12 protein-coding genes and 2 pseudogenes are annotated in these 13,244 nt (G+C 68.6%); 6 read left to right on the top strand and 8 right to left on the bottom strand.

Translation table 11 applies throughout. The annotated features are described in order from the left end of the window. Positions 1 to 69: 69 nt before the first annotated feature. Together OG407_RS01360 and OG407_RS01355 are read right to left on the bottom strand one after the other, a co-directional pair. Positions 70 to 732: an N-acetylmuramoyl-L-alanine amidase gene (locus OG407_RS01360; protein ID WP_405868237.1), complete on the bottom strand. Its 663-nt coding sequence runs from the start codon at positions 730 to 732 to the stop codon at positions 70 to 72. Positions 733 to 780: 48 nt separating this feature from the next. Beyond that, positions 781 to 1,662 (bottom strand): helix-turn-helix domain-containing protein, encoded by an 882-nt coding sequence (locus OG407_RS01355; RefSeq protein ID WP_405854149.1) that lies wholly within the window; start codon positions 1,660 to 1,662, stop codon positions 781 to 783. 212 nt (positions 1,663 to 1,874) lie between these two features. On the opposite strand from OG407_RS01355, the gene OG407_RS01350 reads away from it, so the two are divergent. Next, on the top strand, positions 1,875 to 2,540 hold the full coding sequence (locus tag OG407_RS01350) for an SDR family NAD(P)-dependent oxidoreductase (RefSeq protein ID WP_405854147.1): 666 nt from the start codon (positions 1,875 to 1,877) through the stop codon (positions 2,538 to 2,540). A 208-nt stretch (positions 2,541 to 2,748) separates the two neighbouring features. Further along, positions 2,749 to 3,015, top strand: a complete 267-nt coding sequence (locus OG407_RS01345) for a cyclophilin-like fold protein (RefSeq protein WP_405854145.1) — start codon at positions 2,749 to 2,751, stop codon at positions 3,013 to 3,015. Here OG407_RS01345 and OG407_RS01340 read toward each other — a convergent pair. Then, a protein-coding gene (locus OG407_RS01340; RefSeq protein WP_405854143.1) for an IS5 family transposase occupies positions 2,999 to 3,873 on the bottom strand; the annotation gives its coding sequence in 2 pieces (ribosomal slippage) (positions 2,999 to 3,481 and positions 3,484 to 3,873; 873 coding nt in all). The genes OG407_RS01345 and OG407_RS01340 overlap by 17 nt on opposite strands. Between OG407_RS01340 and OG407_RS01335 the strand changes: the two genes are divergently transcribed. Beyond that, positions 3,872 to 4,039, top strand: a complete 168-nt coding sequence (locus OG407_RS01335) for a hypothetical protein (protein WP_405854141.1) — start codon at positions 3,872 to 3,874, stop codon at positions 4,037 to 4,039. The genes OG407_RS01340 and OG407_RS01335 overlap by 2 nt on opposite strands. 30 nt (positions 4,040 to 4,069) lie before the next feature. Then, on the top strand, positions 4,070 to 4,837 hold the full coding sequence (locus OG407_RS01330; RefSeq protein ID WP_405854139.1) for a glucose 1-dehydrogenase: 768 nt from the start codon (positions 4,070 to 4,072) through the stop codon (positions 4,835 to 4,837). Positions 4,838 to 5,186: 349 nt separating this feature from the next. On the opposite strand, the pseudogene OG407_RS01325 reads toward OG407_RS01330, so the two are convergent. The 5 genes and pseudogenes from OG407_RS01325 to OG407_RS01305 form a co-directional block, all read right to left on the bottom strand. Then, a pseudogene (locus OG407_RS01325) lies at positions 5,187 to 5,375 on the bottom strand (CorA family divalent cation transporter); the annotation flags it as partial. Between the two features lie 223 nt (positions 5,376 to 5,598). Then, a pseudogene (locus OG407_RS01320) lies at positions 5,599 to 5,757 on the bottom strand (sugar phosphate isomerase/epimerase); the annotation flags it as partial. A gap of 77 nt (positions 5,758 to 5,834) precedes the next feature. Further along, a complete protein-coding gene (locus tag OG407_RS01315) occupies positions 5,835 to 6,938 on the bottom strand; it encodes a Gfo/Idh/MocA family protein (RefSeq protein WP_405854137.1) in 1,104 nt (367 codons plus the stop codon). A 117-nt stretch (positions 6,939 to 7,055) separates the two neighbouring features. Next, positions 7,056 to 7,445: a hypothetical protein gene (locus OG407_RS01310; RefSeq protein ID WP_405854135.1), complete on the bottom strand. Its 390-nt coding sequence runs from the start codon at positions 7,443 to 7,445 to the stop codon at positions 7,056 to 7,058. A gap of 817 nt (positions 7,446 to 8,262) precedes the next feature. Beyond that, positions 8,263 to 9,267, bottom strand: a complete 1,005-nt coding sequence (locus OG407_RS01305) for a response regulator transcription factor (RefSeq protein ID WP_405854133.1) — start codon at positions 9,265 to 9,267, stop codon at positions 8,263 to 8,265. Positions 9,268 to 11,070: 1,803 nt separating this feature from the next. Here OG407_RS01305 and OG407_RS01300 point away from each other — a divergent pair. Next, positions 11,071 to 11,703 carry an FMN-dependent NADH-azoreductase gene (locus tag OG407_RS01300; RefSeq protein WP_403605950.1) on the top strand — a complete coding sequence of 211 codons (633 nt, stop codon included), beginning with the start codon at positions 11,071 to 11,073 and terminating at the stop codon, positions 11,701 to 11,703. 216 nt (positions 11,704 to 11,919) lie between these two features. Further along, positions 11,920 to 13,113, top strand: a complete 1,194-nt coding sequence (locus OG407_RS01295) for a cytochrome P450 (protein WP_405854131.1) — start codon at positions 11,920 to 11,922, stop codon at positions 13,111 to 13,113. Positions 13,114 to 13,244: the final 131 nt, after the last annotated feature.

Here is a 13,244-nt window from a genome sequence, read left to right as displayed (position 1 = left end):
CTACGGGACACGGGAGTCCCCTCCGAAGACCTGGAGCCGCAGGCGTTTCCCGGAGGTATAGAGGGCGTGTTACCTGGCGGCGCGCACCAGGCGCAGGTAGCGGTCCCAGTCCCAGTACGGGCCGGGGTCGGTGTGCGTGGCGCCGGGGACTTCGTTGTGGCCGACGATGTGCTCGCGGTCGACGGGGATGTCGTAGCGGGCACCGATGTCGGCCGCCAACTCGGCGGAGGCGCGGTAGGCGGTATCGGTGAACCAGCGGTCCGGCGCGTCGACGAAGCCCTCGTGCTCGATGCCGATGCTGCGCTCGTTCCCTTCACGGTTGCCCGCGTGGTACGCCACGTCTGCCTCCCGGACCAGCTGGGCGATGTGTCCGTCGGAGGCGCGGACCAGGTAGTGGGCCGCGGCACGGTGGCGCGGGTCCTGGAAGGCCCGGGCGGCCGCGGTGAAGCGGGACTGGGTGACGTGGATGACGATGCGGTCGATGGTGTAGTCGTCGGGCCGGTCGGCGTAGCGGTAGTTGGCGGCCGACGCGGCGATCCACTGGGCGGAGGACTGGTCGACCGTTCCGTCCCGCAGCGCGCCACGCTGCCCCGGAAGGTCGTCGCCGAGGCCGGCCGCCGCGCTGCCGAGGCCGACGACGAGCGCGGCGCCCGCACCGAACAGCAGGGTCCGGCGGGTCGTGGTGGGGCGGGAGGGCTCACGCCGGGTCGGCGGCAGTCGGCCGTCGGGCATGTCGTTCATGGTGAGATGCCTGCTCGGCGAGTAAGGGCCCGACCGTGGTCAGGCGAGCGGGGGAGAAGCCAGCAGATTGTGGTCGGCGGCCCAGGAGGCGAGGATGCGCAGCCGCTCGTGGGTGGGCGAGCCGGGTGCGGCCGTCCAGACGGTGAGGTGCTGGTCGGGGTCGGTGTTGGCGGTCAGGGTGTCCCAGTCCAGGACCAGTTCGCCGACCACCGGGTGGTTGAGGGTCTTCGTGCCCACCGTGCGGGCCGCGACGCGGTGGTCACCCCACCACTGGGCGAACTGCTTGTCGCACAGGGACAGTTCACCGACCAGCTCGATGAGGCGGGAGTTCTCGGGATACTGCGCGGCTTCCATCCGCAGCTGTGCCACAGCGAGCCGCGCGGAGGTCTCCCAGTCCGCGTACAGGGTGCGCATGGCCGGATCCGTGAAGATGAGCCGCGGGTAGTTGCGGTGCTTCTCCGGGATCCGGGAGAAGTCGGCGACCAGCGCGGCCGCCAGCGCGTTCCAGGCCAGGATGTCCCCGCGTCGGCCCTGCACGATGGCCGGGGTGGCGGTGAGATCGTCCAGCACGCGCTGCAACTGCGGCTGGACCTTCTGCCGCCCCCGGCTGCGGGCGCGGGTGGTGGTCTTGCCGGCGAGCTGGAAGAGATAGCCGCGTTCGTCGTCGTCGAGGTGGAGCACCCGGGCGAGCGTGTCCAGCACGGGCGCGGACGCCTGCATACGGCCCTGTTCGAGACGTGTGTAGTAGTCGATGCTGATGCTGGCGAGCTGGGCGACCTCTTCGCGGCGCAGCCCGGCGACCCGGCGGAGGCCGCCGTTGTCGGGCAGCCCGACGGTGCGAGGACTCAGCTCGGCGCGGCGCTTCTTGAGGAATTCTCCCAGCTCGTTGAGGGGAACGTTGCCGGTCATGCCGATCAGCATGACACCGAACGGACCAGAGGAAGGAGGGAGAGTTTCCTCCCCGGATGTCTCCCTCCCTGGATGTCTCCCTCCCTGGATGTCTTTCTCCGCTTATGGCCCTTGCCTCGGCGTGTGAGGCTCGACATAGAGCAGCCTGCCCGGCGATCCCGAGCGCCGTGCCCGCAAGATCCTCCCCACCCTGAGCGAAGCCCCTCCACCCACAAGGACTCACCATGACGACCTTCGCCCTCGTCGGCGCCGGCCCCGGCCTGGGGCTCGCCACCGCCCGCCGATTCGGAACCGCCGGCCATACCGTCGCCCTCATCTCCCGCAGCGCCGAGAAGCTGGACGGACTGACCGCCGAGCTGGCCCGCGACGGCATCCAGGCGCGGGGCTTCACCGCCGACGTCCTCGACATCGAGTCACTGGACGCGGCCATGTACGCGGCGGCAGCCGCCATGGGTCCCATCGAGATCCTGCAGTACAGCCCCGTCCCTCGCGCCGACTTCATGAAGCCGGCCCTCGACACGACTGCCGACGACCTCGACGCGCCGCTCGCCTTCTCTGTCAAGGGCCCGGTCACCGCGGTCAACGCCGTCCTTCCCGGCATGCGCGAACTCGGCCGCGGCACCCTGCTGTTCGTCAACGGCGGCAGCGCCGTACGCCCCAACCCGAAGGTCGCCGGAACCTCCATGGCCTTCGCGGCCGAGAGCGCCTACGCACGCATGCTGTACGACGCCCTCGCCCCGGAGAACATCCACGTCGCCCAGTTGATCATCCCGGGAGCCATCCGCCCCGACGCCGAGCACAGCAGCCCTGAGGTGCTGGCCCACTGCCTGTACGACATCCACCTCAAGCGCGACGGCTTCCGCCACTACTCCGAGCCCCTGCCCGACTGACGCCCCGGAGGATGCCGTGAGCCCGACCACCCGTTCCAGTCTTGCCCGCGCTGTCCCGACCGTCTTGCTGCTTGCAGTGACCGCCTGTACCGATGAGGCGGCCCCGTCCCCTTCTTCCCCGTCCTCGCCCTCCGTCTCTGCCTCCGCGTCACAGCGAACGCCGACGGCCACGGCACCAGCCGCACCGTCCGATGACAAGGACACCGCCATGAACATCCGCCTCACCATCGACGACCACCGGCTCGACGCCACCCTGAACGACAGCGCCACGGCCCGCGACTTCGCCGCCTTGCTCCCGCTCACGCTGAACCTGAGCGACTTCCACGAGACCGAGAAGATCGCTGACCTGCCCCGTCGGCTGTCCACCTCCGGCGCCCCGGACGCCGCCGAAGCCAAGCCGGGAGACCTGGCGTACTACGCGCCCTGGGGCAACCTAGGGCGTGTTTTGAAAGTGCTGGTCACAGCCACTCGTTGATGGCCGCGACCAGCACGGTCGCCTCGTAGCGGACGGCGAGTTTGTCGTATCTCGTGGCCACCGCGCGGTGGCGCTTGAGGCGATTGATTCCGCACTCCACCGCGTGGCGCTCTTTGTAGTCGGCCGTGTCGAACTTGGGCGGCCGACCCCCGTGGGAGCCGCGCTTCTTGCGGTTGGTGATCTGGTCCCGCTTCTCCGGGATCGTGCAGCGGATACCGCGCTTGCGCAGGTAGGCGCGGTTCGCACGGGAGCCGTACGCCTTGTCGGCACGAACCTTGTCCGGCCGGGTACGCGGGCGGCCCGGCCCGAGCCGAGGCACCCGGATCCGCCCCAGGACCACCTGGAACTGCAGAGAGTCACCCCGCTGCCCGGCAGTGATCACCAGTGACATCGGCTTCTGGGCCTGCTCGACCGCCAGGTGGAGCTTGGTGGTCAGCCCGCCCCGGGAGCGTCCGAGCCCGTGGTCGTCGGGCTCCGTGAAGACACCACCGGGCGGCTCGATCTGCAGATCCCCTTTTTGCGGGCACCGGCCGCATGCTGGTGGGCGCGGGCGATGGTGGAGTCCACCGAGACGTCCCAGGTGATCAGTCCTTCGGCGTCGGCCCGGGCCTGCAGTTGCTCGAAGATGCGGTGCCAGGTGCCGTCCCGCTGCCAGCGCCGGAACAGTCCATAAACCGTCTCCCACGGGCCGTACCGCTCGGGCACGTCCCGCCACGGAGCACCGGCGCGGGTGCGCCAGCGTATGCCGTCTATCAGCTGCCGCTTGGTGTGCACCGGCGGCCGTCCAGGCTTCCTTCCCACCGGGAGCAGCGGCTCCAGCTTCGCCCACTGAGCATTCGTCAGGTCGTGCCTCCCCATGAAGTGGATCTTGACACATCAAGATCCACTTCTGAAACACGCCCTAGCCCTCTACTACCGAGGCAGCGGCTCCAGCGACGCCGGCCTGATCATCCTCGGCAGCGTGCACGGCGACACCGAACGCCTCGCCACCGCCACCGAGGTCACCATCGAAACCGCCTCCTGACCAGGCCCACTCTCAACGGCAGGGAAACACGTGAACCCCACCTACGACTTCACCGGCCAGGTCGCCCTCGTCACCGGCGCCGGCTCCGGCATGGGCCTGGCGACCGCCCGCGCCTTCGCCGCATCCGGGGCCGCCGTCGCCCTCACCGACATCGACGAAGCCGCCCTCAACGCAGCCGTCAAGGAACTCACCGACTCCGGCCACCGAGCACTCGCCCTCACCTGCGACGTCAGCGAGGAGGACCAGGTGGCGGCCGCGGTCGACCGGACCGTCGAGACCTTCGGACGCCTCGACATGGCCTACAACAACGCCGGCATCCAGATCCCGCCCAGCGACGCCGCCGACGAAGCCGCCGAACGGTTCGACCGCGTCAATGCCATCAACCTCCGCGGCGTGTGGGCCTGCATGAAACACGAGCTGCGACACATGCGCGCCCAGGGCAGCGGCGCCATCGTCAACTGCTCCTCCCTCGGCGGCCTGGTCGGCCTCCCCGGCCGTGCCTCCTACCACGCCTCCAAGCACGGCGTGATCGGTCTGACCACCAGCGCGGCCCTGGAGTACGCCCCGCGCGGCATCCGCATCAACGCCGTCTGCCCCGGCACCATCGACACCCCGATGGTCAGCGACATGATTGCCAAGGGAGAGCTGGACCGAGCCGAGGCCGAGGCCAACCAGCCCATCAACCGCCTCGGTACGGCCGAGGAGATCGCCCAAGCGGTCCTGTGGCTGTGCAGCCCGGGAGCCGGTTTCGTCGTAGGCGTTGCCCTTCCCGTCGACGGCGGCTACGTCGCCCGATAACAGAGTGGGAGCCGCCGTTACGCCACGGACGGGGGCTCCCACGGCAGCGTCATCAGGTGTCAGCAGACTGCCAAGGGGGCGCCCCCGTCCCACGCCGCGCGTCGGCGAGCAGGAAGCCATGCGGGTCGCTTGTCGAAAGCCCGAAGCGCGGGCTGCCATTCGTTTCTCCCCGGATTCTCCCCAGCGGCCGCCAACGCGCAAAAGACCTGTTCAGGGGCTCGTCGGAGGCAGGGTGAGGAGATCACCCGCATCACTTCTCCCCAGCGGCTCCCCAAAGCCGGTTACGGCGCCATCTTCGAGAGATGCGAGAGCAAACAGGGTCAGCGGCTGGAGGCGCGATTGCCTGACCCTAGAGCCAGTCCCGCCGCTTGAAAATCAGGTACAAGCTTACGCAAACTACCCCCATCAAGCCGATCGCGAAGGGGTATCCGAAGCGCCACCCGAGCTCGGGCATGTTCTCGAAGTTCATGCCGTAAATAGTTCCGACGAGCGTGGGGGCAAAGAGAATCGCGGCCCAGGACGAGATCTTCTTGAAGTTGTCTACCTGGGGGTGCTGACCTGCGTGGATGGCCCTTCCCGCGTCGTTCAAGGGCGTGCCGTGTCAGGCGCTGAGGTAAGCCACCGTGCGTACTTCCCGATCTGCTCCGACGCACTGGAAATGTCGGCCGGTGTCACCGACTCGGTCACCTGGCCAGTGGTGCCGGGCGGGTTGAGGATGTAGCGCAGCCCGGAGGAGGTCGACGGCGGGAGTGCTCTCCTCGGAGTTCCTCCAACGACCGCCAGAACGCCGCCTCGCTCTCGGCGGCGCGCTCGGGGCGGCCGTTGAACTCCGAGTTCATCAGGGGGCATTCGAGGTCGGTGGTGATCTCGGTCATCCGCTTCCCGTAGCGGACCGCCGACTGTCGCTCTGTCTCGTTCGGGCGGATGGTGATGGTCGCGATGCTGGTGGGACGGGCCCAGCCGGAGGGGCGGCAGAGTCCGGCCTGCGTTTCAGGGGTCAACTGCCCGCCCACGGCTGCACCGTGGTCGTCACGGGCGTCCCGGTGCGGGCCGATTCCTCGCAGGCCAGCGCCAGCAGGTGATCCTGGCAGCCGTCGGCCAGCGGGTACGGTTCCGGGCCGGCGTCCCGTACCCACGCGCCCGTCCGGCACAGCAGATCCACGACGGCGAGGTCGTCCTCGGACAGGCTCGCGCCCACGTACTCGTTGCGCCACACCACGTCGCCGTCGAAGGAGATGTGGTGGACCTCGGACCCCTCCAGGTTGAGGTCGGTGCCGGTACGGCGGCGCGTCAGCGCGGACTCCACCGGAGTGCGCGGGTCGGCCATCCGCACCACCGTGTCGTCGACGATCTCGCCGAGCGACCCCCGCACCACGATCCGGCGGGCCCGCAGCGGGTTCCACCACTGGTTGTCCGTAAAGTCGTAGAGCGCCGTACGGGCCGCGCCGAAGTCCAGCAGGGCGAGGGTGGTGACGGCGTCCTTCGGAGTCAGGTCGTCCGTCCATCCGGCCGGCGTCAGCGGGTCGGCCAGAGGGGCGGTGAAGGCCCGCGCGGTGACGGTCGCGGGTCCGAAACCGACGCCCAGCGTGTGCCGGATCAGCGACATCGCGTGGTACATGTGCGTCGAGGACACCTGTACGGAGCTGACCTCGCCGATCACTCCTCGCCGTACGAGGGCGAGCCGGGCGGCGTGGCCCGGCATGAGGGTGTACTGCTCCGCGACCTGGACGAGGGCGCCGCCCCCTGGGCGCTTCGCGGCGCCCACGGCGTCCCACAGCCGGCCGAGTCCGCCTATGTCGGGTGCGGGCGGGGTCTCGGCGAGCACCGGTGTCCCGCGCCCGACGAGTTCCTGCACGACGTGCGGCGAGACCTCCCACGGCACCGAGGGGATCACGAACTCCGGTGCGGCGTCGCATAGTTCGTCGACCGTACGGAAGGCAGGCACGCCCCATTCCGCCGTCACGCGGGCGGCGCGGTCGGCGGAGCGGGTGACCACACCGGCGACCGCGAGTCGTTCGGGCAGCGCTCGTGCCAGCCGTACGAAGAACTCGGCCCGCCAGCCGCTTCCCACGATGCCGAACCGTATGGGTGCTGCGCTCACTGCCCGCTCCTCCGCATCAGGGCGGCAAGTCTAGATGGTCAATTCCAAGGGGTGCCTGCGGAGGTGGTGGGGTGGGCGGCGGCCGAAGACACCGCGAGACGGTCAGGCGGCGGGTGGTCAGGCGTCGGGGTCGACTTCGGGGTGCGTGAACCGCACGGGCCTGCCCAGCGACCGGGCGTAGGCGATTTCGGCTCGGGTGCTGTCTCCGATGTAGTCGCCGACTACGAGCACCTCATCAGCGAGCCGGATCTTCGCCCGGTGCAGATCGCCGAGTCGAACCTTCAGCGCCTCGGCCTCGACAGGATCGGACCAGAGTTCATGCGGCGACTTCATGTCACTGGCCGGTTTGACGACAATCCTTCCGGCTTTGGTCTCCCGCAGATCTGCCTCGTTCATCTCGGTCATGAAGCGGGTGGAGCCGCAGATCACGACGATTCGCGGGAGGCCCAACAGCTTCTTCGCGTCGGCGAGCTTCTCCTCGGGGGTGAGCAATTGAGGGGATGACACTGGTTCCTCCCGGAGGTCTGGTCCAAGGGATGTCTGCGGAGACGAGAACGAGGATGTCCGAGATCAACGAGACCCTCAAGGGCACCTTGACCTCGAACGGCATCGAGGGCGCACACCCGAAGGTGTCATCGCCCGCGTCATGCAACGCATCCTCGCGCTGACCGCCGCGATCCGGCACAACGACCACAACCGACAGCCCCTCCTGCGCTCACTGACCGCCTACGGTTCATTGACCCCTTCGACCAGATCATCTAGTTGATGCTTTCGTTCCGTCCCGGTGTGCCTGGTGGGCGGTTCCCCGCTTGCCGTGGCTGTGTGCGGTCCCTGACGGTTGCCGGCCGCGTGCTCGACGCGGTGCCAGCCCCGGTACAGCAGTTCCGCTGTGGCGTCGGCGTCCAGGCCAGTCGCGATGGCCTGGCGGGCCGCGGTGAGATGTGTGGTGCGGGACGGCGGGGGCGGTAGGTGGCCACGGTGTGCGTCATGTCGACGATCCGCGTGGTCATTGCCTGTTGGTGGGGCTCGGCCCATGGCACGGGGCGGCCGTCGAACGGTCGGCCCCGCACCAGGGCTTGTAGTGCCGGTCGCGGTCAGGGACGGCGCCCGGTGGCCGGGCTGCTGTGCCGGCCACCGGGCGCCCTGTGCGTCACCCTCGGAGTCCCGACCTCGGTGCCTGGCCGACGATAACGTTGTCCTCCGGTTCGGCAGGGCACCACCGGCTCACGCCGCAGCCCCTTCCGTTGCTGAAGACCAGGACGAACCGGCCGACTGGTCCTGAAGACCTGGCCCAAGCAGGCCGCGGCGCTGCGGCCTGGGAAGGTCAGGCACCCGCGTAGCCGACAACGTGACCGGGAGCCGTCGCGTGTTCCTCAGGGAGACGGGTCCAGGTGCTGGCGAGCTCGACGCGGGAGGACACGTCCAGTTTGCGGAAGATCTTCTTGAGGTGGAAGGCCACCGTGTGGGGCGAGATGAACAGCTGGCGGGCGACCCGCCCGTTGGTGAGACCCTGGCTGACCAGGTCGGCGACCGCGTACTCGGTGTCGGTCAACTGGCTTCCTGTCCGCCGGAAGCGTCCGGACCTGAGGGGAGTCCGGCCGCCGTTGACCTCCAGCTCACGGAGTTTGCTGGCCACGCGCAGGACATCACGCCGTGCGCCGACCGTCCTGTACCCGTCTGCCGCTCTCTTGAGGAGTTCGGCCGCCTGGTCGTGTTCGGAGCGGCGGGTGAACCGTACGGCGCTCGCGTCCTCCAGGGCCGAGGCCCGCGCCCATGTGTCCAGGTGGAGGGCGGAAGCCCTGTCCAGAGCCGCGGCGTTCCTCTCGTGGAGGCCCTTGGCGTGGGCGGCGGAGGCCTGGATCGTGCGGAACGTCCGGTTGCGGGCGCCCAGTTCGCCGGCCAGCGAGACGATGCGGGCGGCGATGGACTCGTCACCCAACTGCTGGGCGGCCCGGACCAGCCACGCCGCCGCGGCGGGTTGCGACACGAGCAACTCCTGGGTCATCGCCCTGTCATGTACGAGGTCGACGAGTAGGCCGGCGATGCTCGCCGTACCGTCCCGGGCTTCCAGGGCCTGTGCGACAGCCCAGGCGCACTGCCCTGCCATCAGGACCGAGTGGCCGAACAGGGCGTTGTCCCGCAGGCGGTTCGCGTAGAGGAGGCCGACGTTCGGATCCAGCCGCCGCGTCGCGCTGACGGCCATCACGAGATTTCCGATCGGCACCGATCGACGGTGTCCGGTCTGCTGCGCCAGGCGCAGGCCCGCCTCGGCCGCTGCCGTGGCGGAGTCCAGGTCCCCCCTGGCGAGTGCGGTTTCCGCCTCGCACATCAATTTATCCGGCTGTCCGTTAACTTCGTCGAAACTATGGACAGCTGACTGATCTTCAGTGAGTATCCTCCTGGCAGACGCTAGACCTCGGGCGCGTGTCACCAGGGTTGCATACCAGATTCTCGCGCTCGGTGAACTGCCTGCCCCCGCTTCGGTCGCCTCCATTGCTGTGGCCATTGAGGCGAGGCTCATGCTCTTGCCCAATTGGCCGTTGTTCCAGGACTGCACCGAAGCGGAGACTAAGCGACCCACTTCGCTTGATCTGTCAAGGAGGGGGCCGGTAACCACGGATGCCTGAAGGGACACTCTTGCCTCCGAATCGGGACCAGTGATGCCTGGCGGTGGCCCACTGTTCGCTGAGCGCGGTCGATCGCTCGTTGTCTTCCCGGGTTGAACGTTGAACCATGTGGCAGACGTACGGCTTAGGGGTGCTCAAGGTGCGTCTCAGGTTGCGATCAGGCATGGAATTCTGTCAAGCAGATGCAGGCTGGCGTGTCGTTCGGCTATTCCCGAATGCCCGAGGAAACGGAATACGGGATTCAGTCCAGGTGAATGAGTCGAAAAGCTGAGGTGGGCGGCGCTGCCGACGCGCGAAGCCGAGCTGTGGCCGGTCACGGGTGGCCACCCTTTCGGCGACGGGATATCTGGGATGCGGACTGGACCCGTCTGTACCGCACGGCCGTTCGATGATGACCAGAATCCGGCTGAGAATGGCCGAGAGGCCCCCTTTTCCTCTTTAGCGTGGCCCCCGGCGGCCGATATCGCCGTGAAAGGTGTCGAGACAGTCATGATGCCATGATCACGGGTTGAATCGGACCTGGTGCCGATTACTGCGGGCCGATGACGCGACTGGCGCGGCGGGTCACGGAGCCGGTCGAACCGTGGGTCCGTGGGCCGGGGTGGAAGCGCTGCACGGTGCGGTGTGCGTGGGACGGCTGCGGACCGGGGTGGCCGGAGTTCGGCCATGGGGAAGCGCAGGGGCTGGGCGATGAACTCGGGAGAGCAGGTCGCGCGGCTGGAGATTTTGGCGCTGTCCAGGATGGGGTGGGAAGCTGGTGGGCACCGGTTCGGCATCCTTGATCGCGGTGACCTTCGGGACCAACGCGCCCAAGGGGCAGCGGACTTGGAGCGGCGACTGAGGGGTCCGCTCCCTCATCGGCCGGCACTCGGAAGGCGACCCGGCGGCTCCGTGGCCACCGCGCACCGCTCGGCCGGCCCGCGACCTGGCCACGTGCTGTGCTGCGGTCGTGACGGCATCGTGCGCCAGGTCGTCGACTGTGACGGCGGCGAGCGCGCCTGCTCCCCGCGGCCCCCGGCCTGAGCTGCCCCGGCTCGCACGGTTCCTCCGAGGCCCCCGCCGCCGACAACCCGATCGGCGCGTCGTCCGTCGACCGCCTCGCTGCCCACCCTCAATTCGCTCCACCTGAAGATCATCACACGCGGAGCGTCGGCTCAGGACCGCTGGGACCCAGTGGCCGCCCTTTCCGTGGCCGGATATGGAGGTCCCGGAGTTGACCTGTATCCGACGTGCGCCCGATCGGCGATGACTGGAATTCGGTCGAGAATGGCCGAGACGTTTCCTTTCCAAATTTTTACATAGCAGCACGGTCGCCGATATCGGCGCGAAAGGCGTCGAGACCCCCATGACGTCCCCCGCTGGAACACCGTTCCCTGGTCGGGAGCTACCAGACTGGGGGATGCCCCGCGAAGGCGGCCTTGTCTAGACTCGGCGAAGTCGGATCTGCGCTTTCGCGAACCGTCTGCCGTCCTTACGAACTACCCAGGAAAATTTAGAGGTCTTCTGTGTCTTCTCTTCTTCACATCGATGCGAGCATCCGTACTGAGGGTTCCACCTCGCGCCAGCTGACCTCGTACTTCGCGACCCAGTGGCGGCAGAACCACCCCGATGCCGACTACGTTTACCGCGACCTGGGCACGCAGCCCATCCCGCACATCACCCACGCGGTGCGCGAGTTCGTTCTCGACCCCAGCCGCGACCACGGTCAGACGGCCGACGAGCAGGCGCTCGTCGACGCGGTGACGGCTGAGGTGCGTGCCGCCGACACGATCGTGCTCGGCGTACCGATGTACAACTACACGATCCCGTCGAGCATCAAGGCCTGGATCGACCTGCTGGTCAGCCCGGCCCACATGGTTCCCCCGGGGGCCGAGTCCGGTGTGCTCAGCGGCAAGTCCGTCATCGTGGTCACCGCGCGTGGCGGCTCCTACGCGCCGGGCACTCCCCGCGAAGGCTGGGACTACCAGGAGGCGTACCTGCGGGCCGTGCTCAGCTCGATCGGCCTCGCGGACGATCTCACCTTCGTGCACGCCGAGTTGACCCTCGCCGCGATCGTGCCGGCCATGGCGGCGCTCAAGCCGCTGGGAGAGAAGTCCCTGGCGACCGCCCACGAGACCCTCAAGAAGTTGTCCGCCTGATTCCTGCGCGCCCGCGGACCCGGTAGGAGTCCGCTCCGGCTTGCCGTCCCCTCCACTCCTCTTTGGCGGGGCCGGCGGGCCGCCGCATGGGAGCGGCAGCCGCGTGCAGCACGAGGCGAGACGTTCAGAAGATGCCCTGCGCGTGCGGACGCCCTTTTCCGTGCGCGCAGGCATGGCCGGAAGCCATACGGATGCACGGATCGGAGAAGAGGCTTCATGAGTGAAGCGATCTCGTACGAGGACGCCTGGGCCCGCACAGACAAGTTCGACCCGCCCGCGCTCTTCGACGAGCTGCGGAAGGAACGCCCGCTCGCCCGGATGACCTACCCCGACGGCCATGTCGGCTGGATCGCCACCAGCCACGAGTTGGCACGGCAGGTCCTGGGCGACCCCAGATTCAGCCACAGCCTGGAGATCGGACACTTCCCGGTCACCAAGTACGGCGGCCCGGTACCGCAGTTCCCGGCCATGCCGGGCATGTTCATCCACATGGACCCGCCGGATCAGACCCGCTTCCGTAAGCTCCTGACCAAGGAGTTCACCGTGCGCGGCGTCAGTCGGCTCGCCCCGGTCGTCGAGGCGGTGGCCGCCGAGCAGATCGCGGAGATGCGGGCCCAGGGCGGCACCGGCGACTTCCTGGAGGTCTTCGCCAGGCCACTGGTCCTCAAAGTGCTCGCCCCGCTGATCGGCCTCGACTACAGCGAACGGCACCGCTTCGCCGACGCACCGGCCGTGATGAACGACCCGTTCGGTGACCCGCAGGCCGCGATGGCCGTGTTCCAGCAGGTGGGCGAGTTCGTCCACGAGACCATCGCCCGCAAGAAGGCCACACCCGGCGACGACATCGTCAGCCGCCTCATCGCGACCGGTGAGCTGTCCGACGAGGAACTCGGCAACATCACCACCCTGTTGCTCTTCGCGGGGTACGAGACCACCGAAGGCGCGCTCGCCACGGGCACCTTCGCCCTGCTGCACCACACCGACCAACTGGCCGCCCTGCGCGGCGACCTGTCGAAGATCGACGACGCGGTGGAGGAGATCCTCCGCTACGTCACCGTCAACCAGTACGAGACCTTCCGCACCGCCCTGGAGGACGTGGAGCTGGGCGGCGAGTTCGTCACGAAGGGCGAGACGGTCACCGTCTCTCTGCCGGCGGCCAACCGCGACCCCGCGAAGTTCGGCTGTCCCGCCGACCTCGACCTCGACCGTGACACCGCAGGGCACGTCGCCTTCGGCTACGGCGTCCACCAGTGCGTGGGCCAGAACCTGGCCCGCCTCGTGCTGCGCATCGGCTTCCGCTCCCTCCTGGAAGCCTTCCCCGACCTTCGGCTGGCTGTGCCGGCCGACGAGATTCCGCTGCGGACAAAGGGGTCCGTGTTCTCGGTGAAGAGTCTGCCCGTCTCCTGGTAATCCGCTCCCGGGCAGTGCGGGGGAGCGAGTCCGTTCTCCGGCACGTCCCGAACCGTCCTGGGTGATTCCTCACTGTCTCAAGGGTGCGACAGTGCCCGCGGTCGTCCGCTGTCGCACCCAGGGCGGCGACG

Source organism: Streptomyces sp. NBC_01515 (genome assembly GCF_045040345.1).
Classification (GTDB): domain Bacteria; phylum Actinomycetota; class Actinomycetes; order Streptomycetales; family Streptomycetaceae; genus Streptomyces.
Note: the sequence above shows the minus strand (reverse complement) of the source record. Positions and strands in the feature narration are given on the sequence as shown.